This window comes from Acinetobacter sp. YH12045 (genome assembly GCF_013419925.1).
GTDB lineage: Bacteria > Pseudomonadota > Gammaproteobacteria > Pseudomonadales > Moraxellaceae > Acinetobacter > Acinetobacter amyesii.
Window position 1 is genome coordinate 629524 of sequence record NZ_VOZE01000001.1, and the last position, 26995, is coordinate 656518.

19 protein-coding genes and 2 pseudogenes are annotated in these 26995 nt (G+C 39.2%); 13 read left to right on the forward strand and 8 right to left on the reverse strand.

Going from position 1 to position 26995, the window contains the following annotated elements:
* Position 1 precedes the first annotated feature (1 nt).
* From FTU02_RS03165 to cysK, 3 genes and pseudogenes are all read right to left on the reverse strand, one after another.
* Positions 2–2485 (reverse strand): copper-translocating P-type ATPase, encoded by a 2484-nt coding sequence (locus FTU02_RS03165; RefSeq protein WP_373684199.1) that lies wholly within the window; start codon positions 2483–2485, stop codon positions 2–4.
* Positions 2465–2674 (reverse strand): annotated as a pseudogene (locus tag FTU02_RS16490) (heavy metal-associated domain-containing protein); the annotation flags it as partial. The gene FTU02_RS03165 and the pseudogene FTU02_RS16490, both read right to left, overlap by 21 nt.
* 571 nt (positions 2675–3245) lie before the next feature.
* Positions 3246–4244 (reverse strand): cysteine synthase A, encoded by a 999-nt coding sequence (gene cysK, locus FTU02_RS03170; RefSeq protein ID WP_111884368.1) that lies wholly within the window; start codon positions 4242–4244, stop codon positions 3246–3248.
* Between the two features lie 282 nt (positions 4245–4526).
* Between cysK and FTU02_RS03175 the strand changes: the two genes are divergently transcribed.
* The 11 genes and pseudogenes from FTU02_RS03175 (at position 4527) to gcvH (ending at position 16663) form a co-directional block, all read left to right on the forward strand.
* Complete coding sequence (locus FTU02_RS03175) at positions 4527–4844, forward strand: helix-turn-helix transcriptional regulator (RefSeq protein ID WP_078193801.1); 318 nt, start codon at positions 4527–4529, stop codon at positions 4842–4844.
* Between the two features lie 308 nt (positions 4845–5152).
* Positions 5153–6889 (forward strand): SulP family inorganic anion transporter, encoded by a 1737-nt coding sequence (locus tag FTU02_RS03180; RefSeq protein WP_180155756.1) that lies wholly within the window; start codon positions 5153–5155, stop codon positions 6887–6889.
* Positions 6890–7093: 204 nt separating this feature from the next.
* Positions 7094–8286, forward strand: a pseudogene (sstT, locus tag FTU02_RS03185) (serine/threonine transporter SstT).
* A gap of 34 nt (positions 8287–8320) precedes the next feature.
* On the forward strand, positions 8321–8995 hold the full coding sequence (locus FTU02_RS03190; protein WP_078193804.1) for a YoaK family protein: 675 nt from the start codon (positions 8321–8323) through the stop codon (positions 8993–8995).
* Between the two features lie 12 nt (positions 8996–9007).
* Positions 9008–9544, forward strand: coding sequence for a DUF2058 domain-containing protein (locus FTU02_RS03195; protein WP_180011723.1), 537 nt, complete (start codon positions 9008–9010; stop codon positions 9542–9544).
* Positions 9545–9791: 247 nt separating this feature from the next.
* Positions 9792–11042, forward strand: a complete 1251-nt coding sequence (locus FTU02_RS03200) for a mechanosensitive ion channel family protein (protein ID WP_180107103.1) — start codon at positions 9792–9794, stop codon at positions 11040–11042.
* Positions 11043–11357: 315 nt separating this feature from the next.
* The gene (locus FTU02_RS03205) at positions 11358–12641 is read left to right on the forward strand and encodes a sensor domain-containing diguanylate cyclase (protein ID WP_257232742.1); all 1284 of its coding nucleotides are present in this window, start codon (positions 11358–11360) and stop codon (positions 12639–12641) included.
* 95 nt (positions 12642–12736) lie between these two features.
* A complete protein-coding gene (locus tag FTU02_RS03210; RefSeq protein WP_180155759.1) occupies positions 12737–14611 on the forward strand; it encodes an ABC transporter ATP-binding protein in 1875 nt (624 codons plus the stop codon).
* A complete protein-coding gene (locus tag FTU02_RS03215) occupies positions 14589–15038 on the forward strand; it encodes a MaoC family dehydratase (RefSeq protein WP_180023633.1) in 450 nt (149 codons plus the stop codon). The genes FTU02_RS03210 and FTU02_RS03215 overlap by 23 nt, the downstream gene beginning before the upstream one ends.
* 149 nt (positions 15039–15187) lie before the next feature.
* A complete protein-coding gene (locus FTU02_RS03220; protein ID WP_078190954.1) occupies positions 15188–16216 on the forward strand; it encodes an AraC family transcriptional regulator in 1029 nt (342 codons plus the stop codon).
* A 72-nt stretch (positions 16217–16288) separates the two neighbouring features.
* Positions 16289–16663, forward strand: a complete 375-nt coding sequence (gcvH, locus tag FTU02_RS03225; protein WP_180155761.1) for a glycine cleavage system protein GcvH — start codon at positions 16289–16291, stop codon at positions 16661–16663.
* A 98-nt stretch (positions 16664–16761) separates the two neighbouring features.
* Here the strand turns inward: gcvH and FTU02_RS03230 are convergent, their stop codons facing one another.
* On the reverse strand, positions 16762–17952 hold the full coding sequence (locus tag FTU02_RS03230) for a PilT/PilU family type 4a pilus ATPase (protein ID WP_180021768.1): 1191 nt from the start codon (positions 17950–17952) through the stop codon (positions 16762–16764).
* Positions 17953–18222: 270 nt separating this feature from the next.
* On the reverse strand, positions 18223–19305 hold the full coding sequence (locus FTU02_RS03235; RefSeq protein WP_180155763.1) for a 3-deoxy-7-phosphoheptulonate synthase: 1083 nt from the start codon (positions 19303–19305) through the stop codon (positions 18223–18225).
* A 701-nt stretch (positions 19306–20006) separates the two neighbouring features.
* Between FTU02_RS03235 and FTU02_RS03240 the strand changes: the two genes are divergently transcribed.
* Positions 20007–21590, forward strand: a complete 1584-nt coding sequence (locus FTU02_RS03240; RefSeq protein WP_180155765.1) for an ATP-binding cassette domain-containing protein — start codon at positions 20007–20009, stop codon at positions 21588–21590.
* Positions 21591–21712: 122 nt separating this feature from the next.
* On the opposite strand, the gene FTU02_RS03245 is transcribed toward FTU02_RS03240, so the two are convergent.
* The 3 genes from FTU02_RS03245 to FTU02_RS03255 all read right to left on the reverse strand — a co-directional run bounded on the left by FTU02_RS03245 (position 21713) and on the right by FTU02_RS03255 (position 25309).
* Positions 21713–22882: an acyl-CoA desaturase gene (locus FTU02_RS03245; protein WP_180155767.1), complete on the reverse strand. Its 1170-nt coding sequence runs from the start codon at positions 22880–22882 to the stop codon at positions 21713–21715.
* 34 nt (positions 22883–22916) lie between these two features.
* Complete coding sequence (locus tag FTU02_RS03250; RefSeq protein ID WP_180155769.1) at positions 22917–23936, reverse strand: flavin reductase family protein; 1020 nt, start codon at positions 23934–23936, stop codon at positions 22917–22919.
* Between the two features lie 257 nt (positions 23937–24193).
* A complete protein-coding gene (locus FTU02_RS03255) occupies positions 24194–25309 on the reverse strand; it encodes an S-(hydroxymethyl)glutathione dehydrogenase/class III alcohol dehydrogenase (protein ID WP_078193885.1) in 1116 nt (371 codons plus the stop codon).
* Between the two features lie 125 nt (positions 25310–25434).
* On the opposite strand from FTU02_RS03255, the gene FTU02_RS03260 reads away from it, so the two are divergent.
* On the forward strand, positions 25435–26991 hold the full coding sequence (locus tag FTU02_RS03260; RefSeq protein ID WP_180155771.1) for a phospholipase D family protein: 1557 nt from the start codon (positions 25435–25437) through the stop codon (positions 26989–26991).
* Positions 26992–26995 lie beyond the last annotated feature (4 nt).

Here is a 26995-nt window from a genome sequence, read left to right on the forward strand (position 1 = left end):
CTCAAGACTCCTGAAAAACTGGCCCTTTAAATGCTTTTAAACGTAAGGCATTTGACACAACAAACACCGATGAAAGTGCCATTGCACCTGCGGCGAACATAGGTGAAAGCAATATGCCAAAGAATGGATATAACACACCTGCAGCGACAGGAATCAATGCTGCATTGTAAATAAATGCCCAAAATAGGTTTTGGCGAATATTATTCATCGTCGCAGTACTCAGTGCGATCGCTGTCGGCACCATTTGTAAATTACCCGACATAAGCACAACGTCCGCGGCCTCTATCGCCACATCTGTCCCTGTACCAATCGCCATGCCCACATCTGCTTGAGCAAGTGCAGGCGCATCATTAATACCATCGCCCACAAAACAAACAACACCATGTTCTTTTTTCAACTGTTGTACAGATTGCACTTTTTGGTCTGGCATTACTTCAGCGATCACATGATCAATCTTCAACTGTCGTGCTATGGCAGTGGCAGTATGTCGGTTATCACCTGTAATCATGGCCACTTTCAGCCCTAAATCATGCAAAGCTTGAATGGCTGTAAAGGTTGTAGCTTTGATCGGGTCGGCTACAGCAACAATGCCAGCAAGCTGTTGATCAATCGATACATAGAGCGGGGTTTTCCCTTCATTGCCCATGCGTTCCGCCAGTGATGAAAAGATTTGTGTATCTAAACCAAGTTTATGCATCAAATGATCTGCACCGATAAAAATGCTTTGTCCTTCAACAACGGCCTGAATCCCAGCACCAGTCACGGAATCAAAATGCTCAACCTCTAAAAGTTGCACTTGCATCTCTTTCGCAGCTTGAACAATGGCATAGGCAATCGGATGCTCAGATTTCTGCTCTACAGAGGCCAATAACTGAAATACGCGATCTTTATCAAAAGCTTCAGTGACTTCAAAATCAGTCAGTTTAGGTTTACCTTCCGTCAATGTCCCTGTTTTATCAACTGCAACCACTTGTGTATTTTTGAGTTGTTGTAAGGCTTCACCTTTACGGAACAATACTCCAAGCTCTGCACCTCGCCCTGTACCGACCATAATAGACGTTGGTGTTGCCAAACCCATTGCACATGGACATGCGATGATCAGTACTGCTACAGCATTGACTAAGGCATAGGTTAAACTCGGTTCAGGTCCAACTACATACCAAACTAAAAAGGTTATCAACGCCAACGCCATTACCACCGGTACAAACCATAACGTGACTTTATCCACCAAAGCTTGAATCGGTAATTTTGAACCCTGAGCCTGTTCAACCATATGAATAATTTGTGCCAAAACAGAATCTTGACCTACCGCAGTGGCTAGTATTTTCAATACCCCATTTTGGTTAATCGTACCACCGACAACTTGATCACCGGCTTTTTTCTCGACAGGAATCGGCTCTCCACTGATCATGGATTCATCAATATAACTATTCCCAGACACCACGGTGCCATCGACTGGGCAACGTTCACCAGGCCGTATTTCAATCAACATACCTGTTTCAACATCACTAATCGGCAAATCTATATAGCTTCCAGATTGCTCTACACGTGCTGTTTTGGGTTGCATGCCGACTAAGTATTGAATAGCTTGCGATGTTTTACCTTTGGCTTTCGCCTCCATAAAACGACCCAAAAGAATCAACGCCACAATTACTGCGGCTGCTTCAAAGTACACATGAACCGTACCTTGCGGTAATAATTGCGGAGCAAATGTTGCTACACAAGAAAAACTATAAGCAGATAAAGTCCCGACTGCGACCAAAGAATTCATATCCGGGGCAAGTCGCGCAAGTGCTGGTATGCCGTGCTGATAAAAGCGTCTTCCGGGTAGGATTAACACCAAAGTGGTTAATATAAACTGAATATACCAACTATTTTGTGTCCCTAAATTATGCGCAATAAAATGATGAAAAGCTGGAATCATGTGTGATCCCATCTCCAAGATAAAAACAGGAACAGCGAGTACCAATGCGATGATTAAATCACGTTTGAGTAACCGAGCTTCGTCGGCTTTTTTTTCTGCCATTGTCGGTTGTTGCTGCGTAGCAATGCTAGCACTGTATCCCGCTTTTTTAACTGCCGCGATCAATTCTTGTGTTTTTGAAGCGGGAGCCTGAACAAAGGCTTTTTCACTGGCTAAATTTACCGTTGCTTTATTGACACCGTCTACAGCGTTTAAGGCTTTTTCAACCCGTGCCACACATGAAGCACAGGTCATTCCATCAATATTTAATTCAATATTGGGCTGTGCAATATGAAAACCTGCTTTTTCTACGGACTTCGCCAATGCAGAATTTTCAACAGATGCCAATGCCGTAATCGTGGCTTTTTCAGTTGCCAAATTCACTTTTGCATCGATGACTTCTGGAACTATCTTTAAGGCTTTTTCCACCCGTGCCACACAAGAAGCACAGGTCATCCCTTCAATTTCAAGTTCAAGCTGCTTTTGTGCAACGCCAAAACCTGCCTTTTCAACGGCCTGAATTACAGCAGAATAATCCACATTTTTATCACTCTGAACATGTGCTGTTTCAGTGGCTAAATTCACTTGAGCATCAGTGATGCCATCGACTTTTTTTAAGGCTTTTTCCACCCGTGCCACACATGAAGCACAGGTCATCCCTTCAATAGCAAGTGTGCCATCAAAAAGTTTGCGTTCTGTCGAATCTGTCATGGCAACATCCCAATCATATGTGCTTGTTTTAGGCTATATCTTAAACTTTACCACAATGGGAAGGTCAAGTTTTTCTGACTCACAGCAAGGCTTTTCTTTAAGGTATAAAGAATTGCGAAGATTTAAAAACATAATCAATAATATTGAATAATGATTATTCAATTAGTTTATTTTTCTGATATTAAAACTACACCTTTCCTCATTATTCAGTAAGATAGAGATTCGTGACCACCAAACGAATTACTCTCTTTCGCATGTACAAACTGTCGAACATTTGCTTTAACTGCGCATATTTGTGTGCTTTTTTATTTTTAATTTTAAGTTGGAGTCTAGATCATATTGATGTTTGGCTCACTCAAGTGGTTATCCCTGCTGTCACGATATGCATACTCTTAGGCTTCCTGTTTAAATACATCGCTAGAAAGTTAGGACATGAACCGCCTAAACGAAAAATTAAACAACAAAATCCCAAAAACGATGATCAAGACGCGGCTTAAGACACGTACAAATAGCAAAATCATCAATAAAAAAGCCCATTCAATTGAATGGGCTTTTTTTCATGTCAGAATTATTAGTCAGCACTAATATCTTCAAATAAAACTGAAGAAAGGTAACGTTCACCACCATCCGGTAAAATGACCACAATGGTTTTGCCTGCATTCTCAGGACGTGCAGCAAGTTTTGCCGCCGCAGCCATAGCAGCACCGCTAGAGATACCCACTAATATACCGTCATGAGTTGCCGTTTTACGCGCCCACTCAATTGCTTCAGCACTTTCAATACCGATCACTTCATCAACAAGGTCTAGATCTAAGTTACCCGGAATAAAGTTAGCGCCAATCCCTTGAATTTTGTGTGGCCCAGGAGTAAGTGTTTCGCCTTTTTTCGCTTGGGCAATAATCGGAGATTCAGCAGGTTCTACCGCAACAGAATAAAGTGGCTGATTTTTCACTTTTTCAAAATAACTTGAAATGCCAGAAATCGTACCACCTGTACCTACACCCGATACTAAAATATCCACTTTACCACCAGTTGCTTCCCAAATTTCTGGGCCAGTGGTCAATTCATGAATTTTAGGGTTTGCAGGGTTTTCAAACTGTTGTGGTAAATAATACGTTTCAGGATGTTCGGCAACGAGGCGCTGTGCTTCTTCGACTGCACCTTTCATGCCTTTAGCAGGTTCAGTCAATACGAGATTTGCACCAAAAGATTTCAACACCTTACGGCGTTCGATACTCATACTTGCTGGCATGGTTAATGTAATTGCATAACCTTTCGCTGCTGCAACAAATGCCAAAGCAATGCCTGTATTGCCACTTGTAGGTTCTACAATATGCATACCCGGTTTTAATAAACCTTTTTCTTCTGCATCTGCAATGAGAGCTGCACCTACACGACATTTCACTGAAAATGCTGGGTTACGGCTTTCAACTTTAGCCAAGACCGTTGCTTCTGACTGAATCGCACGATTAATACGAACTAAAGGTGTATTACCAATCGCTTCAGCGTTATTACTATATACTGCGATACCTAAATTACTCGTTGCTGGAAAAGCTGAATCTGTTGTCATGACTATTTATCCCTTGTGTATTTATTGAATACGATCTTTAGATGATACAATTATTTTCAAAGTGTGCATGATTTTTTAAGCTAATGTCTTATATTTATGTGCATTTTGTGAAAGCTTGCACTAAAATCAAGCAATAAATTTAACTGATTAACTAAATTTAAACTTATAAAAATTAATGATATTTGATTTCATAAAAAACCATAGAAATTGTCTTATTTATTCAATGTATTAAGCCGTGATATCCGTATACTTGAGCTGTTGTTAATCGTATGGACATATCCAATGAATACCGATCTGGAAATCACTACTATGCGTGATTCTGCCGAATTAGTCGTGGGCGTTTTAAAGTCGCTGGCAAATACGGATCGTCTACTAATTTTATGTCATCTAGCACAGCAAGAATTGAATGTGTCTCAGATTGAAGAAATCACTGATATTAAACAGCCAACCCTCTCACAACAATTAATGATGTTACGTAAAAGTGATGTTGTGACCACGCGTCGTGATGGTAAGCAAATTTATTATTCAATTAAAGATGCAAATTTAGTTCAAGTTCTCAATACTCTTTACCAATTGTATTGCAACCAATCTTATAAATAACACTCAGTTATTTTAAAATTTCAAGCCAGACATGCTGTTCTTGCACCACTATAGATGAATTATCGCAATGGACAGCAATTCAATATCTAAATTTACCCTCCAGACTTCTTCAAAATTTCAATATCTATATTTATATCGAATATCCAAAGCTTTAAATCAGCTCATACTTTTTATTAATTCATTTAGAATGATGGTTTCTTATATATCCCACAAATGTACTGCAATGTTGTACGCTCAAAATTTATTGCACAAGACTTCTTAGCATTTTTTATGCATAATATATATGAAATTGTGATTTAGATAAGTTTATGTCAGATTTAAAACCTCATATCTTACAGAAATTTCCAGCTTGGCAGTGGTTACAGCACTACAGCCCCGTGAAATTTAAATCTGATGTACTTGCTTCGCTGATCGTGATTGCCATGTTGGTTCCTCAAGGTATGGCCTATTCCATGCTGGCAGGTTTACCTCCAATCATGGGTTTATATGCCAGTATTTTACCGATGATTGTCTACGCCCTCATTGGTGGAAGTTCAACCTTATCGATAGGCCCTGTGGCAATCATTTCGATGATGACCTTCGCCACGCTCAATCCACTATTTGAAGTCGGTTCGCCTGTTTATATTGAAGCCGCTACACTTTTGGCCTTAATGGTCGGACTGATTTCTCTGATGCTAGGTGTACTACGTTTTGGTTTTTTAATTCAGTTGATCAGTCATCCTGTCATTAAAAGCTTCATTATTGCTTCGGCACTGCTCATTGCACTTGGTCAGTTTAAGTTTCTCGTCGATGTCCCGCTAAAAGCCAACAACATCCCTGAGTTTGTTTTAAGTTTGTGGGAATATCTGAGTTTGACTCACTTTGCTTCATTCATCTTTGGTGTGCTGGCCATACTGTTTTTAATCTATGTGCCGAAAATATTGGCGACTCAATCAATTCAATCTAGATTCGGCTCTACAGCCTTTCTAAGTAAAGCACTGCCACTGATATTAGTGGTGATCTCGATTGCATCGGTGATGTTATTTGACCTGCAAAATGTCGGCATTAAAACTGTCGGTGAAATTCCTTCAGGTTTTCCACCCTTAAGCTTTCCACATTGGAACTGGGAATTGGTACAAACCTTACTGCCCGGTGCAACAATGATTGCCATGATCAGTTTTGTTGAGTCACTGTCTATCGCCCAAGCCACTGCCTTACAACAACGAAGCCAACTTAATAGTAACCAAGAGTTGATCGCTTTAGGTTTAGCCAATCTAAGCGCAGGTGTTAGCTCTGCCTTTCCAGTGACGGGTAGCTTATCTCGTACAGTTGTTAATGCAGATGCAGGTGCAAAAACACCGGTGGCTGGCGTGTTGTCGTCATTGCTGATTATCGTTGTCAGTCTCTACTTCACTGGTTTTTTCCAAGACTTACCTTTAGTCATTTTGGCGGCCACGATTATTGTTTCCATTTGGAAATTAGTCGACTTTAAACCTTTTGTGGATACATGGCGTTATTCAAAAGCTGACGGGATTGCGATGTGGGTGACCTTTTTCGGTGTGGTGTGTATCGATATTTCTACAGGTCTCATTATTGGCATCATTTCTACTTTTATTCTGTTGTTATGGCGCATCAGTCGTCCACACATTGCGGTGATCGGTTTAGTCGAGGGCACACAGCACTTCCGCAATGTACAGCGCCATCATGTCTATACCGCACCACATATTCTGTCGCTCCGTATAGATGAAAATATCTCGTTTTTAAATGCCAATACGCTTAAAGGTTTCTTGATCAATGAAGTCAGTGAAAATATTGACCTAGAGCATGTTGTTATCAATTGCTCAAGCGTCAGCTCAATTGACCTCAGTGCCTTAGAAATGTTGGAAGATTTAAATGCTGAATTATCAAAATTAGATATTCGACTGCATTTTTCCGAGGTCAAAGGCCCTGTCATGGACAAATTGCAGCACTCAAAATTACTCACGCATTTGAGTGGTCAAATTTTTCTCACCCACTATCAAGCCGTTACAGAGCTTGCGACAGCCAGTTCTGAGTACCAAATTTAAAGGCCTATTAGCTCACTGTTTAATCAATGCGAATTTGATAAACAGTGAGTTTTGAAGGGTTTACATTTTAATACACAAAAATAGATTATAAAAAACAAAGGTTTATTTTTAAATTAAATTATTTTTTAAGCATTCCACATTTTCGTATAAAATACAGGGCTAATTTTCATCATTTTGTCATTGTAATTCTGACAAGGCTCTCCTATGTTTTCAGCATTTACACGCTTGAGTTTAGTAACCCGAATTATTATCGCCATTATTTTAGGTGTATTGGTTGCTGTTGTTGCTCCAGGCGTTGCCCCCTATTTAAGTTTGCTTGGTGATTTATTCATTAAGGCATTGAAATCCGTAGCACCGATACTGGTCTTTGTACTTGTGCTGTCATCCATTGCAAATTTCAAAGTGGGTAGCAGTAATGCATATATTAAACCAATTATATTGATGTACGCTATTGGTATGTTCCTTGCTGCTTTAAGTTCAGTAGTAGCAAGCCTTTTATTCCCTAGTACATTAATTCTTGATGTTGCTGCAGAAAACCTTGTGCCGCCAGGCAGTCTTGCTGAAATATTGAAAAACTTATTATTAAGTTTTGTCGCAAACCCTGTTACAGCAATTTCTGAAGCAAATTTCATTGGTATTTTGGCTTGGGCTGTTGCCTTAGGTATTGCATTTCGTCATGCATCAGAGAACACCAAAGTCTTTTTATCTGACGCTGCTGATGCAGTGAATAAAGTGATCCGTTTAGTGATTAACTTTGCACCTATTGGTATCTTCGGTTTGGTTGCTGTTACATTTGCCGACTCAGGTCTAAAAACGCTTGTTAGTTATGCGCACTTACTTGCGGTATTACTCGGTACCATGTTCTTTGTAGCTTTGGTCATTAACCCACTAATGGTGGCATTTATGACTCGCTCAAACCCGTTCCCATTGGTTTTCCAATGTCTACGTGAAAGTGGTATCACTGCATTCTTTACACGTAGTTCCGCTGCAAACATTCCAGTTAACTTAGACCTTGCAAAGCGTCTTGGTGTACCAGAGTCAACTGCAAGCGTAGCGATTCCTTTAGGTGCAACTGTCAATATGGCAGGTGCATCGGTCACAATTACAGTCCTCACACTAGCAGCAGTTCATACTTTGGCATTTCTGTTGATTTCACCACGATGTTGATTTTATCAGTCGTTGCTACCGTTTCTGCATGTGGTGCTTCAGGTGTTGCTGGTGGTTCATTGCTGCTTATTCCAGTGGCTTGTGGCCTGTTTGGTATTTCAAGTGATATCGCGATGCAAGTTGTAGCCATTGGTATGGTTATTAGCGTACTCCAAGATTCAACAGAAACCGCTTTAAACTCTTCGACTGACGTATTATTTACAGCTGCAGTAGACCGTGGTTTAAGATAATATCCTGATATTGGATACTTTTTAAGGCGAGGCCATGCCTTTACAGACTTTACCGCTTTGGATACAACTGGGTGCTTTTTTCCTCGCAGTGAATGCAGGAATGATTAATGTACTTGGACTGGTGACCATCTTGCACCAGTCAGTATCTCACATGACCGGTAATGTCAGTATGTTAGCCATGGCCTTCATTGCATGGCAGCCAAATACGATTATTTATTTGATTTTAGTCTTACTCTGTTATGTGATTGGCTCATTTTATAGTGGGCTTATTCTTGGAAATAGTCACTTTAGCTTAACCAGACGTTATGGCGTCCCATTAAGCTTGGTGGCTTTTTTTATTGTCCTGTGTTGGCTACTATTGCCCTATTTTCCACGTTACGCTTTGCTTTGGGCATGTGTGGCTATGGGTGTACAAAATGCAATGGTTAGCCACTATAAAGGTACCATTATTCGTACCACACACCTTTCTGGTGTTTTGACGGACTTAGGTTTGGCTTTGGGTTATAAAGCCCGTGGACTTCCGGTTGAGTCTAAACGTGTGGTCTTACATTTATTAATTTTGGCGGGATTTATCGTTGGTGGCATACTTGCCAGTTGGCTTTATCCTTATTTAAAATTAAACGCATTCCTGATTCCTGCCGCACTCAGTTTAGTCATGAGCGCAGTATATTGGATCATCTATTTTCATTATCGACATATACACGATTAGTTGGAACGTATTATGGTTAAAAATGCATTACAGGCGCAACTGCTTAAAGCAGGTCTGGTCGATAATAAAAAGGCAAAAAAATTGTCAAAACAAGCCGTACATGAAAAACGTACTGGTGAAAGTAAAGATGCTGAAATCAAGGCGAAAATTGAGCAAGATCAGCAGCAAAAAATCGCAAAAGATCACGCTTTAGAGCAAGACCGTAAAGCAGTTTTGCAAGAAAAAGAATTAAAAGCTGCCATCATGCAAATGATTAATCAGCATAAAATTCGTGATACTGATGGCGAATCTACCTATCAATTTATCGATGACGCAAAGATCAAAAAGCTTTATATCAATCAGCAAATTTATAATGCCTTGGTTGCTGGCAGTCTTGTTATTGCACGTGAAAATAGCAACTATGCTTTTTTACCAAAAGAATTAGCCGACCGTATTAATGCGAAAATGGAAGGCTTTATTATTGTGAATAATTCTGAAGTGAATGAGCAAACCACGGATGAAGAAGATCCATATGCAGCTTATGTAATTCCTGATGATTTAATGTGGTAAGCATTTCATATCACTAATGAAGCTCCCAATTAGGGAGCTTTTTTTAGCTCAACATTTATTTATTTTAGTTCATCAATTAGGTTATACCTTCAAAAAATCATTCCTCAGCACCTACTAAGTAACATTATGGACTATACATGTCGTAACTCCGTAAAGATTACTACGATAAAATTGCTTAAATAAGCATCATAATTACAATAGTTTGATCATTAACCCTTTCATTTACATCAATAAGAGTAGGATGGTTTTGGAAAAATTTCAGTTCATTAAAAATATTCAAGACTGGTCAGATCAATACCCTTGGCTAGAAATGCTGACTTCTCTCAGTCTTATTATTATTTTTGCCATTATTGCAAATTTTATCGCCAAGCAAATTGTGGTGCGTGGTATTCGTAAGCTCGTGTCTAAAATGGCCTTTAGCCATAGTCAAATTTTGTCAGAACATAGTGTGATTAAACGCTTTGCTAACATTGTTCCAGCAATTGTGATCTTAAATGGCATAACTACAGTCCCACATTTATCTGTGAAATTTATCTCAATCGTGCAAATGGCTTGTCAGGCCTTTATCTTCCTGACTATTGCTTTGGCCATTTCTGAATTACTGAATATTTTTAATCTGATTTATCAACGTAATCCAAAATCTAGAAACAAACCAATTAAAGGTTATTTGCAACTGGTTAAATTGATCATTTTTTTGGTGTGTGGCCTGATGATCTTAGGTACTTTCCTAAAAAAAGATGTATTTACATTACTCGCAGGCTTTGGTGCTATGGCGGCCGTGCTCATGTTGGTTTTTCAGAACACCATTTTGTCACTGGTGGCTTCGGTACAAATTTCTTCTTATGATATGGTGCGAATTGGTGACTGGATTGAGATGCCGTCGCTTAATGCAGATGGCGATGTCATTGATATGTCATTACATACCATAACCGTGCAGAACTTTGATAAGACTTTTACCACGATTCCAACCAATAAATTGGTGACTGATACCTTTAAAAACTGGCGTGGTATGGCTCAGTCAGGTGTTCGTCGTATCAAACGCTCACTTTATATTGATCAAAGCTCTATTCATTTCATGACACAGGATGAGCAAAACAAACTCAAAGAATTTTTATTACTAGATCAATATCTTGATCATAAGCATGAAGAGCTTGCTCAGTTTAATCAGCAACTTTCAAATCAATCGAAATATAATCAGCGCCGTTTAACCAATCTTGGGACCTTTCGTGCCTATGTAGAATTCTACTTACAACAGCATTCAGGCATTGCCCAACACCAAACGATTTTGGTGCGCCAGTTACAACCCACGAGTGAAGGCATACCTTTAGAGATTTATGCTTTTAGTAAAACAATTGCATGGAAAGATTATGAAGCGATTCAATCTGATATCTTTGACCATCTGATTGCAATCACACCCGAGTTTGGACTTAAAATCTATCAAGCTCCTTCTAGTGCCGATTTTAAAGCCCTCGTTCAACCAAATGCCGATAAAAGCTAAGAGCTAAACTTTCCTCTCCCCATGTATATTCAAAGAAGAAATTCTGCAAATTTAAAAAGTCACAATGGCTTTTGAATATACATGGGGCTATCGGTTACCCCCCCTCTACTTCCGCAATTACTTTAGATCATGCGATATAAGGAATAAAAGCGAATCAGATAAATGCGCTAATCGCTCGATTCCTTAAAAATATAATTCATCCGAAACAACTAAATATAATTAAAAAATCAGAACAAATACTATACAAATGTAGACATTTTTAGATACTATTTGTTAACAGTTGCATAAAAACGCTTCTAAAATAGGAACTTGATCATGGAAGGCCCCAATCAACCTTCTCGGAAATCAGTTAAAAACGAATCACAATTACTCATAGAATCGATGAATCGCACTTCTGCCAAACATACGCTCATACAGGCAGAAGCATGTGACCTAGAGAATCGTGTCCGTATTGAGCGTGCTTTATCCGACCCGATTGCACGTATTCCGGCACAGTTTACAAATGCTTATTACAAATTTTTGTACTACAACCAGAAAGACTATTTAAAACAGGTCAACTATTTCGCTCAATTGGCTTTTTTAATCTATTTTTGGGCAGATCGCTATGTGCTGCCAGACGTAGAAATGCTTTCAGGTGTGATTCGTATCATTGCAATTATTGGTGCATTTAGCCTGAACTATGTTCTGTTTAAATATATCAAACAGATTAAATTGCTCGATTTAATATTACCACTCGCCACTTGCCTTTCAGCGATACTCTGGTTTGAGATATTACTTCAGTCGCAAAATGAACTGGTTCATAGTTATCAATATGCTGCCATTATTTTGATTGTATTGGGTAATTTAAGTATTCATGTGCATTTTCGCCCTTCGATTATGACCTCAGCCATGATCACGGCAGCGATCCTTTTTGGCGCATGGCGCATTAATGATTTTGGTGATTTTACAATATTTTTATTGGTGTACGTTCCTGTGCTGCTGTTCAGTATGTATATCTGCTGGAACTCTACGCTCAACTCTCGTAAAACGTTTCTAAGAGCGCTGCTAGATGACTGGAACTTTCATACTCTGCGCAAAATTGCCCATACGGATGAATTAACCCAGTTAAGCAATCGTCGCCAATTTGTACATGCTGCAAATAAAAAAATCCAAGAAACCCCAATGACGGTCTGTACCAGTCTTTTGATTTTTGATGTCGATCATTTTAAAGCGATTAACGATCAATACGGACATGATGTCGGCGATCAAGTGTTATGTCAAATTGCTGAAATTGCACGGAAAGAAATGCGTTTTTACGATATATTGGCGCGTTTCGGGGGTGAAGAATTTATTGTACTTTTGCCTTATACCGTCCCAGAAGATGCATTAAAAATTGCTGAACGGTTAAGACATAAAATGGAACAACATCAGTTTCATATGGATGGTCAATTGATGAAATTTTCGATCTCCATTGGTGTTTCCAAAATTGACCCTGACCACGCCAAACTTGATCAGTTAATTAAACAGGCCGATATTGCTCTATACGAAGCAAAACGCCAAGGTCGTAATCGGGTTGTACATTTTAATTCTATGAACTTTTGCAGCCAAGCTTTTAAGTAAATAAACAAATCAAAATGGAGAAAAACCAGCGAATCCATTACACTCAGAGCTGAAGAAAGAAAGATTAATTACAGCAAAATTCTCAGGTTATCTGCATGCTTAAATGGTTTGAAAATTTAGTTGACGCTTATCCTGAACAGGACTTGAATAAACCATTGCCGACAAAATTTTTCCCCTTTGTATGGCAAGCTGCGACTGGCGTAAAAAAATACCTATTGTTATTGGTACTCTGTACAGCTGGTGTAGCGAGTTTTGAAGCATTGCTTTATTCCAAAATTGGCGATTTAGTCAATTGGATCAGTAAGTCTCAACCTGAAACCTTTTTACAGCAGCACCAGACCAATCTGACCATTTTGAGCTTTATTTTATTGGCAAATATCTTCTTTTCTTGCCTTCAAACCATTATTAAACATCAGATTCTATATAGCACCTTTCCAATGCGCCTACGTTGGAGATTTCATAACTTATTACTGAAACAAAGTTTAGATTTCTTCCACAACGACTTTGCAGGTCGTTTATCTGCCAAAGTCATGCAAACTTCACTGGCTGTACGTGAGTTTTGGATTATTCTTGGTGACATGTTGGCCTATGTCTTCATTTACCTGATTTCTATCACCGTGATTTTAGGTGCTATATCGCCACTGTTAATTATTCCATTATTACTTTGGCTGGCTTTATTTATTGGTTCTGCATGCTATTTCATCCCAAAATTAAGCAAAATTTCAAATGAACAAGCCAATGCACGCGCAGTAATGACTGGTCGTGTCACCGATGCCTACACCAATATTCAAACGGTGAAATTGTTTGCCCATGCAGGCCGTGAAAGCCAATATGCCAAAGCCTCAATGAAAGAATTTATGGTGACGGTGTATAAGCAAATGCGTCTTGCAGCAAAATACAATATCGCGACGAATTTGCTGATCATTGTTTTATATGGTGGCGTACTTGGAACAGCCGTTTGGCTCTGGATGGATGGTCAAGCTGAGCTTGGGGTCATTGCAGCAGCGACCGCCATGATTTTAAAACTCAGTAGTATTTCCGAGTTTATGATGTGGCAAACATCTGCCCTATTTGAAAATGTCGGGACCATTCAAGATGGGATGAAAACCATGGGCCGCCCGATTCATATTCAAGATAAACCTGATGCAACCGACTTAAAAGTACAGCAAGGCGAAATTAAATTTGAAGATGTCAGTTTTGCTTATAATGATAAAAAGGTCATCAATCAATTTAATTTAACCATTCGACCAGGTGAAAAAATCGGTATAGTCGGGCGTTCAGGTGCCGGAAAATCGACATTAATTCAACTTTTACTCCACTTTTACGATATCAACCATGGTCGTATTTCGATTGATGGCCAAAATATAGAAGATATTACCCAAGATAGCTTGAGAAAAAATATTGCTTTGGTGACCCAAGACACCTCGTTATTGCATCGCACGGTTGAAGAAAATATTAAATATGGCCGTCCGAATGCGACTGATGAAGAAATGTATGATGCAGTACGCAAAGCGAAAGCTGATGAATTCATTCCTCAATTGATCGATTTACGTGGTCAACGTGGCTATGACGCATTTGTTGGTGAACGTGGTGTTAAATTATCTGGCGGTCAGCGTCAACGTATTGCAATTGCTCGAGTATTTTTAAAAGACGCACCAATTTTAATTTTAGATGAAGCCACAAGTGCGCTCGATTCAGAAGTCGAAGCTGCGATTCAATCGAGTTTAGATGATTTGATGCAAGGCAAAACTGTGATTGCCATTGCGCATCGACTCTCAACAATTGCGCAAATGGATCGATTGATTGTCTTGGATCAAGGACGTATTGCTGAGCAAGGTACCCATGAAGAGCTTGTCGCTTTGAATGGTATTTATGCACACTTGTGGCAGCGTCAAACCGGTGGATTTTTAATAGAACAACATAAAGTAGAATCAAAGGAAGATGAAAATGCTGTATCTGGAAGACCTTAAAGTTGGTGATCACTTTAGCAGTCGTGAATATGAAATGACTGTTGAAGAAATAAAAAAATTTGCCATCGCTTATGATCCTCAGGAATTTCATACAGATGAAGTCAAAGCCCAACAGCACCCGATCTTTCAAGGGCTAGCGGCAAGTGGTTGGCATACTGCTGCTGTAACAATGCGCTTATGGACTGAATGTTTCCCTGTGGCTTATGGCTTAATTGGCTCAGAGTCAAGTCTGCGTTGGCCGCGCCCAACACGTCCGGGGGATAAAATTCGTGTAGAAGTTGAAATATCAGCAATTACTCCATCGAAAAGTAAGACAGACCGCGGCATTGTGACCTATGTTACTCAAGCGCTCAATCAGCACAATGACGTTCTTTATATGTCTACGACCAAAATAGTGGTCTTTTCCAAAGATTTTAAACCGAATTAATCCTTAACGGCCTACTTTACAACGCTAAGGTAGGCCGCTATAAATAATTGAGCCTAGTCAGTTTGTCCAACAATTTTTGTGGGATACAACACAGAATCATGCCAATATAAGCTTGAACAGAAGAAAAACCCGCATTGCAACGGAACGCTATGAAAACAATTAATTCCCGTCAGGATCAGGGTATTCCCGGAGTATATGGATTGCTCCTATTAGATGTGGTCTCTCGATGGGGCTACACTGCAGAGACATTATTTAGTCCCTTCGGATTAAACAGCGAACAATTGGCTGAACCAGATTTCCGTATTCCAACACCCATCGCCAATCAATTGGTAGAGCACGCCCTACGATTAACTGGTGAGCCAACTCTAGGTTTTCATTTGGGCAACCAAATGCGCATCTCAATTCATGGTTTTATTGGCTATGCCATCATGACGGCGAAGGACATAACTGATGCCTTAGTCTTGGCAAACCGTTTTATTCAGTTACGCATGCCCTTTTTACAGCTTTTTTTCTCAACTTTTGGAACCAAAGCTACTGTTCAACTACAAACCGACGTTACGATTGAGCCTTTGCGTACTGAGATTTCAATTGCCTTAATTTTTGGCATGATCAGCATGGGCAAAGCAATTACCGGTGTGGATTATTCTGCTGGTGAAATTGATTTTGATTTTCCTCAACCTGAAGGTTTTGAGCGGTTTATTGCAAAATATCCACGCCACCAATTTAGATTTGATCAGCCACATCTCTTACTTAGTTTTGATAAGCAATATTTAACCAATAAATTGGTCCATGCAGACCCAATTGCCAGTCAAATCGCGATTAACCAATGTGAAGCTGAACTCTCAGCTTTGGGCGAACGTCACCGTATTGCCATGCGCGTTCGTGATATTTTAACCAACTCCGAACAGCACTATTTAAGTATCGAAAGTGTTGCTGAACGGCTACACATGTCCGATCGAACCCTTAAACGCCAACTTGCTGCCGAAGGGACTTCATTTTCAACATTGGTCGACGAAGTTCGCTACCGTCATGCTACTTCGCTCCTGTCACGAACTGATTTTACCTTAGAGCAAATTGCTGATGAATTGGGCTATAGCGATGTCGCCAATTTTAGCCGTGCTTTTAAGCGTTGGAGTGGTCGTAGCCCAAGCAATTGGCGTAAAGATCCGTACTTATAAGTCTTTTGTTTTAAGTAAAAAGCATGTATAACTCATGCCAAAAATGAATTTAATGGATTTAAGGAGTTATCAATGAATCATCCTTCAGATTTAAAGTACGCAAGTACACATGAATGGGTGCGAATTGAAGGTGACCTTGTTGTTACAGGCATTTCTGATCATGCACAAGACGCATTGGGTGATTTAGTTTATGTTGAAGCACCAGATGTTGGTCAACATATCACTGCTGGCGAACAAGCGGGTGTGGTTGAGTCGGTAAAAACCGCTTCTGATATTCATGCTCCGGTTTCTGGTGTGGTTGTTGAAGTCAATCCAGACCTTGAAGATGATCCAGATTTTGTAAACGATGCGCCTTATAGCAAAGGTTGGATTTATAAAATTAAACCAGACAATATGGCTGATGTAGATGCTTTATTGACCAGAGAACAATATGAAGCTGGCCTGTAAATATTTCTAATATCTAAAAAAATCAGCCCTCAGGCTGATTTTTTTATTTCAATATGATGGCTGAATTGGCTTATATACCATTTGCATGAATATGCAGCTTATATTTCTTCCGAAGCTTCGGTACTTTCAGGTTCTTCTTTCTTTTCTTCAACCATACTAAACGATTGCGCAGCCGCTGAAGTACCATTTGCACGTGAACTTTTTAGTTTAATTTGCAAACGTAGTTCATTGGTTGAATCAGCATTTCTTAAGGCTTCTTCATAAGAAATTGCGCCGTCATTATATAAATCAAATAAAGCTTGGTCGAAAGTTTGCATCCCAAGTTCACGAGATTTTGCCATGATCGCTTTTAATTCATGAAACTCACCTTTCAAAATCAAATCTGAAATAAGCGGCGTGTTTAACATGATTTCAACGGCTGCACGGCGTCCTTTACCATCTTCAGTCCGGATTAAACGCTGAGAAACAATCGCTTTCATATTGCTCGATAAATCCATAAGCAATTGATTTCTTCGCTCTTCTGGGAAGAAGTTGATGATCCGATCTAGGGTTTGATTGGCATTATTTGAATGTAGCGTACCTAAACATAAATGCCCTGTTTCAGCAAAGGCAATCGCATGTTCCATAGTCTCGGTGTCACGAATTTCACCGATTAAAATCACATCTGGCGCTTGTCGTAGTGTATTTTTTAAGGCGTTATGCCACGAATGACTGTCTACACCGACTTCACGATGTGTAATCATGGATTTTTTATGCTTATGCACATATTCCACTGGGTCTTCAACAGTGATGATATGTCCTGCGCTGTTTTCATTTCGATAATCAATCAGCGCCGCTAAAGAGGTTGATTTACCCGAACCTGTACCACCAACCACTAAAACCAAACCACGTTTTTCCATAATCACGTGCTTAAGCGAAGCCGGTAATTTAAGCTTTTCAAAATTTGGAATTTCTGCGGTAATGGTACGAATGACCATACCTACATGTAACTGTTGCTGAAATACATTGACACGAAAACGCGAAACGTTTGGCACACTAATCGCAAAGTTACATTCTAATTCTTTCTCAAATTCTTTGCGCTGCTTCTCATTCATCAAACTATAGGCGAAAAGCTTTGTTTTCTCAGCATCAAGCGCTTGCTGCCCAAAAGGTTTCATCATGCCTTGATGTTTAATACTTGGTGGAAAATCTGCCGTAATAAATAAATCAGAACCACCATATTCAACCACTTTTGTTAACATGTGGAACATAAAGCGGCGTGCTTCTTCCAACAATTCAGCAGTGTACATCAACTTCCCCAATATAAAATTTCAAACACCCAAGCACAGATTGTCATTATTTCTGGCGCTGTATTGGGCTTAGACATTATTGTGCATAAAAAGTGTAACTCACTCAAACATAAAATACTGAATTATCAGTATATATTTTAGGAAATATGCCATTTTTCAATTTTTATATTGAAGTAAGCAACAAAGGATTTTTCAAAATAAAAGCCTTAGAACAATCAATATTCTAAGGCTTTGGGCTACATTAATTCAGACTGAGTATGCTCTGGATTGTTAAGCACTACGTTTGATTTGTGATGCACGAAGTTCATTCGCAACCTGTTGAATTAAATCAATGGTTTTGTCCCAACCTAAGCATCCATCTGTTACAGATTGACCATAAGTCATGTCACAACTAATTTTTTGATTACCATCCACTAAATGACTTTCTAACATCACACCACGCACTTGGGTATGCTCACGCTCTGCTACAATTGTACGTAATACTTTAGGTTGCTTCATTGGATCTTTATGGCTATTTCCATGACTACAATCGATCACTAAAGCTGGTAAATCGCCTTTTGCTTTGCTGCGAATTTTGTCTATTTCAGCCAAACTATAATTTGGGCCTGTATTTGAGCCACGTAAAATCAAATGTGCTTGCGGGTTGCCAACCGATTCTAAAATACACGGTAAGCCGGCTTGGCTCATACCTAAAAACTGGTGTGGATGGGACGCAGATTGAATGGCATCTAGAGCAATTTGGATTGATCCATCTGTTCCGTTTTTGAAACCGATGCTGTATGGCATATGACTTGAGATTTCACGATGAATTTGTGATTCGCTGGTACGCGCACCGATTGCACCCCAAGCCAAAAGGTCATCAAAATAACCCGTCGCCATTGGGCTTAAAATTTCAGAGGCAATTGGCAAACCCATTTCAATAATTTGTAAGTACAGCTCACGTGATTTTTCTAAGCCCAACTGCATATTAGATGAACCATCTAAACTTGGGTCATACATATAGCCTTTCCAGCCCACTGTAGTACGTGGTTTCTCAATGTATGCGCGCATCACAAGAAAAATTTGATCTGAAACCTGTGCCTGTAATTGTTTTAATTTTTCAGCATATTCCAAAGCAGCAATCGGATCATGGATTGAACAAGGACCGGTAATAATCATTAGGCGCGGGTCTAGACCTGTCAAAATATTTTGAATAGTTGCACGATGTGCAGCAATTTGTTCTGCAGCATGAACTGATAAAGGTAATTGTTGTTTCAGTTGATGTGGCAAGCTCAAAAGCGTTTCTTTTGGCCGTGTAGATTTCTGAATTTCTGAATTTTGAGTTTGTTGTAAAGCTGTATTTAGCGCATTCATTGGTTCTATTCCTTTGGACTGTACGTATAAACAGTCCGATCTTTTATCTGAGCGTTATGGGACTTTGGGACTTCAAGGCTTTAGACATAGAATGACTAAAGTAAAACCAATAACCGTTGCTAAAATATGAATTATTTACTGTAAACATGAGATTTCTCCAAAAATATTATAAAAATCAAGACATAAAAAAACCTGATCAGGGTTGCCGATCAGGTATAAACTTGGTGGGCAACCTTTTTCATGCCCGAACGCGTTCAGGCAATTATCTAAACTGCCAGAAGTAATAATATGCGTTTGAGATTAAAGGTTGCTTTAACATCTTGATTTCATCAAAAAGTATCTGTCTGAAAATTAAAATACGCTGTATTCATCGGTTTGACAATAGTTTTTTGCTATTTTGTTGTATTAAATAACTCTGCTGTCAATTATAGCGACCTATTTTTAAAATTTGATGTATTGATTAATAAATAAACATTTATTAGACTGCACAACATTAGGCTGTTTAAAGCTTTTTTCCATTTATTTTTAATTCGAGTATTTGCCAATGAAGTAAGCCCTGTTTTTTTTCATCATCAAATCCATTTTTTTGATGTGCAAACACATGGCTAATGACTTCGACTGCATTTTCTCAAATATTGTCTTTTTTATAGAATAAAATTAGTTATTTGTATTGCGCATCTTTGCTATCGCAAGGTGCATCTATGACTCAAACGGCTTGTACAATTTCCAAATTAAGCTTGGAATTTCCATCCAAAACACTTTTTAAAAACCTGAAATTTAACCTCAATCAACAACAACTTTCGGCATGTATTGGTCGCAATGGTTTAGGAAAGTCCTGCATCCTTAAAATCTTACATGCACAAAATCTGAAAGATCTCCCCTATGAAGGTGAAATTTCATGGAATGTACCACATGCCTATTTATCACAATTTTCTCGACTAGAAGCTGACACGATTGCTTCTGCACTCGGTGTTGAAGACTTATATGACGCATTTCAACGTATCGAAATAGGCAGCGCAAGTTTTGAAGACTTTGAGCTGACTGAAAACCAATGGCACCGTCCTGCACTATGGCAGCAACAACTTAAGCAAGCTTCACTACCAACAGATTTAAATTTCCCAGTCGCTCAGCTGAGTGAGGGACAAAAAACCAAATTGGCATTGTGTGCATTATTTTTAAAAACTGACCACTATTTACTTTTGGATGAACCTAGTAACCATTTAGATGCATCCTCACTCTTATGGCTCATCGATCATTTAAAAAACCATCCTACGGGTGCATTCGTCGTCAGTCATGATCGAGAATTGCTGCAACATGTAGAGCATATCTATGCTTTAAATGAGTTTGGACTCAGTCATGTTACTGGCAACTATGAAGACTACGTTCAACAAAATGATCTGCAAAATAAAGCCTTACAGCGTAATGCTATGCAGCATCAGCGTGAGTTAAAACAACTCAAATCACAGCAACACGAAACACAGCTGAAAGCGCAAAAACGAGAACAACAAGGTCATACACTACGCAAGTCAGGCTCACAAGCTAAAGTGTTACTTGATTTTAAAAAGGAACAAGCTGGTCAAAGCCTCGCAACAGTTCAAACGCAACAGCAGAAGCAATTGGAAGAAAAGAGATCTCAACTGATTCAGTCACAGCAACAACTTGAGCATGTTAAAGAGCAGCAATTCGTTTTTCAACATCACGCTGAAAAAACAGGAGAAATCTTAAGAGTTAAACATTTTCATCGCAAAACATCTCAGCACCAGCCTTTCGATTTGGCCTTACAGGCAGGTGAAAAAATTCATTTAAAAGGAAAAAATGGTATTGGTAAATCTACATTTCTAAAGTATTTGAGTCAGACCACATCACAGTCTAGCCATGAAACGTTTTTGTCTGTGCATACCCTGTATTTAGATCAAAACTTGAGTAATTTATCACCTGAACTGAGTGTTTTGGACAATTTGGCAAAGTTTAATCCTGAGGTTTCGTCAACGGAATGGCGTAATCAACTCGGTCAACTTAGAATCCGTGGTCAAAAAGCGGAACTGCCATTTCACTGTTTAAGTGGTGGTGAGCGTTTAAAAGTGACCTTATTGGGCTTAAATTATTTAACACCGAATATTGAGCTTTTATTGTTAGATGAACCTGAAAATCACTTAGATATAGAGTCTAGAGCGTTATTGGCTCAAGCCATTCAGCATTATACAGGTGCGGTGATCCTCGTTTCACATGATGCATATTTTGTAGAATCTTGTGGCATTCAGAGTAGCGTGCAATTAGTTGAATAACTCTCGCTCGCTAGATATATCTAAAAAAGCCAAAGTAGATGAACGCTACTTTGGCGAATTTAATGCTTTAGAAATCATCCATTGGAAGCATTAAGGGCAATATTGCTAAACAATACTGTATTTTAACACCCGATTTTCTTCATGATTTTTTGTTTAAGACGCTGCTGAAGTGAAGCTGAACGTTCCTTAAGCTCGGCACGCCAGTCATTTGGCACTGAACATTTCGCGAGTCGAACCCAAACGCTGGCAAACTGTTTGATAAAACTGGCTTCGTTGTAGTGAATACCATATTCCTCACAGAGTGCTTTAATTTTAGGTGCGGCTTCTGCATAGCGGTTTGCAGGCATATCTGGGAATAAATGGTGTTCAATTTGGTGACTCAAATTACCACTGAGTATATGCAACCATTGTGTTCCACTAAAATTACTGGAGCCACGAATTTGACGGAGATACCACTCTGCTCGAGTTTCATTTTCAGTATTGTCCATCTCAAAGTTTTCCGCATCTTCTGTAAAATGGCCATTAAAGATGACAGCGGAAGCCCATAAGCTACGAATCACGTTGGCTACCGCATTTCCTGCAAATACCGGAATCGCATTGGGACCTGCAATAAGCGGGAAAAACACATAATCTTTAATCACTTGGCGCTTAATTTTCTGACGTACATCGACCGCTTCATGCCATACATCTTTCCAAGTTTTGGTTTTATACGCAATAACATCTTCTAAATGTAAACGTTGAATGCCGACATACCACTCAAAGAAAACCATGAGTTGGGCTGCCAGTGGAATATTGAAAAGAAAACGTGGCTCCCACTTTTGCGATTCACTCACACGGATTAAGCCATAGCCGACATCATGGTCCATACCGACAATATTGGTATAGGTATGATGCACATAGTTATGGGTATATTTCCAGTCTTGACCTGTGGCAATGGTATCCCAATCATAATTAGCACCATTTAAACTCGGGTCATTTAACCAATCAAACTGACCATGCATCACATTATGACCGAGTTCCATGTTCTCTACGATTTTAGAAATACCCAATAAACCCGTACCCATTAACCAAACTGGTGGAATCCAACCTGCAAACATCAACATGCCACGAGATGCGATTTCGCTATAACGTACAAAATTACGAATTTTATAAATATACGCTGCATCTTTTTCACCTACACTCTGCATGATTTCACGGCGAATTTGCTCAACTTTTTCGCCAAATTCAGCAGTTTGCTCGGGTGATAAATAACGTGACTTACTATTCGGACGAATATATATCGATTGATTCATGGTGATGCCCCTGATTTTTTTTATGCGGCTTGGGTTAGAGTTGAATACGTACAGGTGAAATTGCCTGAGAAACACATAATTTTATTTGTGTGTTATTCGCATGATCTATTTCGCCGGTGAGTAAGTTTTTCACTGAACCCTGTAATTTTGTACACGAACAGGTATTACAAATACCCATCCGACAGCCATGCGCAGGTTTTAAACCAGCTTTTTCAGCACTTTCCAGTAAATTACCCTCTGCCAAAAAATCTTGCTGGGCTAAACTAAAAGTGACAGGTTGAGATGGTACTGAATCATCAGCAATCATTTGAAAATATTCAGTATTTAAATATTCTGAAAGCTTAAACTCACGATACAGTTGCTCAATGCTTTGCATCATTGGCGCTGCACCACAGGCATAGCAATCTCGCTGCTTAAAATCGGGGACCATGTGGTTTAGCACCTCTGGTGAGATATGTAATTTAGTTTTCAGCGTATTAATCGCATGTAAATGTGCATGGTTTGATTGCTTCGCCAGTTGAATCAATTCATCCAAATACGCATCATCTCGATTGAAATAAATCAGGTCAACCTTACGCCCAAGCTTAATCGCTTGTTTAAACAAAGTCATGATTGAGGTAATGCCACTACCAGAAGCAAGCAGTAAAATTGGTCGATCCGAATTTAGCTTTAGGCCAAACTCACCTTGCGGTTGCGATAATTCAACAACATCACCTGTTTTTAATTGCGTCAGGCAATTGGACACTTTGCCTTGCTGTTTAACTGCAATCACCACATGACCAGATGTATTAATTTCGACGACGCTATAGCTACGTTGATGACGTACACCATCCTTTACAACTGTCACCAGAACACATTGGCCTGGTCGATAGTTTGCTACTTTAAAGTTGTGATTCGCTAAAAAACTCAGTTCATAAAACCCGATTCCCACACAACGTGATTTAACCAATTGTGCTTTTACACGTTTGTAGGCCCAAATTGCATCAAATTTTTCTGCAATAAAATCAATAAAATCTTCCCGAATCCACTCAGGCTTGTAACTTGTAGTTGTCATTTTTTGCCTCGGATAATGCATTAATATACATTTGTTTTTAAATTATGCTTACCTTATGTTTAGTGCTAATTTCCCACCATGTGAATTCGGGACAAAATCTATCATTTGGCATTTTTTATCATTTTATGTCTAACAATCTGTCACTTTTTGCAAATCCTAATTTGAAGTTTTGATTTGTTATAACGACACAAAAAAAACTAGGCCAAAGCCTAGTTTTAAAACAGTGAAAATTAACGCATTAATATTTACATCAATGCTTAATCTTCAAAATGTACAACAGAGCGAATTGATTTACCTTCATGCATTAAATCAAAAGCTTCATTGATTTTATCTAGCCCCATGGTGTGGGTCACGAATGGTTCAAGTTTAATCTCGCCTGACATGGCTTCTTCTACCATACCCGGTAATTGTGAACGACCTTTAACACCACCGAAAGCAGTGCCTTTCCAAGTACGACCAGTAACCAATTGGAATGGACGGGTTGAAATTTCTTGACCTGCACCTGCCACACCAATAATCACAGATTGGCCCCAACCACGGTGAGCACATTCCAAAGCAGAGCGCATCACATTGGTATTGCCAATACATTCAAATGAATGGTCGACGCCCCAGCCCGTCATTTCTACAATCACTTCTTGAACTGGACGATCATAATCTTTTGGATTAACAAAATCTGTAGCGCCAAATTCTTCAGCCAGTTTGAATTTGTCAGGATTGGTATCTACGGCAATGATACGACCTGCTTTGGCTTTTTTAGCACCTTGTACCACAGCCAAACCAATTCCGCCTAAACCAAAGACTGCAACTGAGTCACCTTCCTGAACTTTAGCGGTATTTTTAACTGCACCTAAACCTGTTGTTACGCCGCAACCCAACAAACAAACATGTTCGTGGTTCGCTTCAGGGTTAATTTTTGCCAATGAAACTTCTGCTACCACTGTATATTCAGAGAATGTTGAACAGCCCATATAGTGATAAATCGGCTGACCATTATAAGAAAAACGTGTTGTGCCATCCGGCATTAAACCTTTGCCTTGTGTTGCTCGTACAGATACACAAAGATTCGTTTTACCCGATTTACAGAATAAACATTCACCACATTCTGCAGTATAAAGTGGAATAACATGATCACCCGGTTGCACTGAAGTCACACCTTCACCGACTTCAACCACAACACCTGCACCTTCATGCCCTAAAATTGCTGGAAATACGCCTTCAGGATCATCACCTGACAATGTAAATGCATCTGTATGACACACACCTGTATGGCTAATTTTGACTAAAACCTCACCTGCTTTAGGTGGTGCCACATCAATTTCAACAATTTCTAAAGGCTGACCCGGTCCAAAAGCAACGGCTGCACGTGATTTCATGTCTAAAAACATCCTGTATGGCTTATATTAACAGATGAGTTACAGTAACCTCTTTTTAAGCCTAGATACAACCTTAAAACATGATGTTATGATGAATTTTTCAAGGAATGATTAATGCTATTCGAATGATACAATTACGTGAAATAAGTTGTACTGTCGGTTTAACTGTTTCGATCAGCCTATTAACTGGATGCAGCTTACCTAGCAATCAGTCAAAAAAAGATGTCCCTATACAATCACATGCAGAAAAATGGATTACGTCTGCTACGGATTTAGAAAAATTACAACAAAAACAAACGGCTTATTTAGCCTTAGATGATGCCTTCTTAAGCATTGCATCTCGCCTGCATTTGATTCGAAACGCAAAATACACCATCGATTTGCAATATTACATTTGGGAAAATGATGCTATTGGGCATCTGATGTTTCAAGAATTACTGCATGCCGCTGACCGTGGGGTAAAAGTAAGGCTACTAATTGATGATCAAAACGGGACGAAACTCGATCCGACCTTACAATCCCTTTCAGCTCATCCCAATATTTCAATCAAACTGTTTAATCCCTATAAATTTAGAAAATTACGTGTCATTGATTATGCATTTCGCTTAAAGCATATTAACCATCGTATGCATAATAAATTAATTATTGCCGATGGTTTTATGGGCGTAACTGGTGGTCGTAACATCAGTAATGAATATTTTGATGCCAGTGAAAGTTTTCAATTTACAGATTTGGATATCCTTTTCTATGGGGAAGCCATTCAACAAGCCAATCAAGTGTTTTTGAACTTTTGGAATGATGATTTAAGTTATTCTGTTCAGCAATGGATTGGTGCAGGTACAAAAGAAGACTTAAATCAATTAAGACAAACGTACCAAGAAAACTCTACAACGTTGACTAAAGATCAACAGCGCATTAACTATGCACAGCAACAACTGGCGGCTCAGCTTAAACTTAGACCGGTAAATTGGGCCGAAGCACATTTCATTGCGGATAGTCCGAATAAAATTCGTGGTGAGGCTAAAGAGCAAGAATTAATTTATAACCAATTTTCCACCTTAATGGGACAGCCCAAAGAACGCATGGAGTTGGTTTCAGCTTATTTTGTTCCCACGCAACAAGGAACTGACTTTCTGATGGGCCTTGCAGGTAAAAATGTAGAAGTCCGTGTGTTAACCAATTCATTTTTAGCCAATGACGTCGCTGTCGTTCATGCGTTTTATCAAAAATATCGCAAAGACTTACTCAAAAATGGCGTGAAACTATATGAATTTAAACCTTATATAGAGCGTTCAAAACGCACATGGTATGAGGTCATGACCGGAAATATCATCCCTGCGAAAGGCAAAAATGCCTCTAGTTTGCATGCAAAATTTTTCGATATTGACGGTATGGTGTTTATTGGATCGTTTAACTTTGATCCACGTTCCGCAAATTTAAATTCGGAAGTTGGTTTAGTCGTTAAATCTGATCGATTACAAAACGATATTTCGGCGGCATTAAACCAGTATTTACCGCAAATTGCATATGAATTAAAACTAGATGAAAAAGGCGAAATCATTTGGTTAGAGCAACAAAAAAATGGAAAAATCAAAACCTATACTCATGAACCTGAAACAACTCGATTCCAACGATTTAGTATAAAAGCAGTGTCATATCTTCCTATTGAATGGATGATGTAATGAC